Consider the following 971-nt stretch of genomic DNA (forward strand, 5'->3'; position numbering starts at 1 on the left):
CCGCCCGCCGGGCCCGGGTCGGTCGCCTCCGTGTAGCGCAGGCGCCGGCCCGGCGTCGCCTCGCCGCCCTCGCTGCGGGCGGCGGAGCGCACGACCAGGCCTTCGGTGACCGGTGGTGCGGTCTGCCTGGTCGCTCCGGCGAGCGGTGCCCGTACCCGGACCTGGAGCGAGGCCTTGAGCTCTCCGCCGAGTGCCGACCACACGTCGGCGGCGGCCGGGGCGTCGAGCCCGGCCCCGCCGGCGTCCAGTCCCACCGTCAGGCCGAGGTCGGCGAGGGTGCCGGTGAGCAGGCGGGCGGGCAGGGTCTCGGTGGAGACCAGGGTCGCGAGCACCTGGGAGAGCAGGCGGTGTTCGTCCTGCGGGCGGCTCGCCCACGCCGTGACCAGGTAGGTCAGCTCGAACCAGCGCGGCGGGGTGCGCCGGGCCACGAGGTTGCCGTCCTCGTCGTACACCTCCCCGGCGCCGCTGCCGCGCCGGGTGGCGTCCTCCCTGATGTCGTAGAGGAAGACGCAGACGGTGGGGGCGCTGCGGCGTGCCGCCCAGTCCCGGGTGGGGGCGTCGAAGACCACCTCGACGCCCGACGCCTCCAGGCCGGACTCGGCGAGCAGCCCGCGCAGCCCCTCGTCGGCCTCGTGGATCACCGGCGGGTCACCTCGTCCGGCGGCTGGATGCTGCCGCTGACCACCAGGAAGTCGGTCGTCACCGGCGAGAACCCGGGGCCCTTGGCGGTGATGATCCGCGGCCCGGTCTGGTCCTTGGCCAGGATGAGCAGCTGGCCGATGAAGGTGCCGTCGCGCAGCGGGACGGTCGGTGCCGCCGCCGCGGTGATCCCCGGCTTCCAGGTGAACCGCACCGGCGCTCCCGGCGGAAAGTCCTTGCCGCGCACGGAGGTGACGAAGCCGGGCTTGCCGATGTCCGGCACCGCGACGATGCGCGGCTGGAGGATCCGCAGCCGCTGCCTGGTCGCGGTG

At 75.5% G+C, this 971-nt stretch carries 1 protein-coding gene and 1 pseudogene; both read right to left on the bottom strand.

Going from position 1 to position 971, the window contains the following annotated elements; translation table 11 throughout:
- The coding region (locus CCL05_RS42885) for a Pvc16 family protein (RefSeq protein ID WP_107400596.1) at window positions 1–641 on the bottom strand (641 nt) is incomplete at its 3' end.
- Window positions 638–971, bottom strand: a pseudogene (locus CCL05_RS42890) (hypothetical protein); the annotation flags it as partial. The gene CCL05_RS42885 and the pseudogene CCL05_RS42890, both read right to left, overlap by 4 nt.

The organism is Streptomyces africanus (assembly GCF_002150735.1).
Taxonomy (GTDB): Bacteria; Actinomycetota; Actinomycetes; order Streptomycetales; family Streptomycetaceae; genus Streptomyces; species Streptomyces africanus.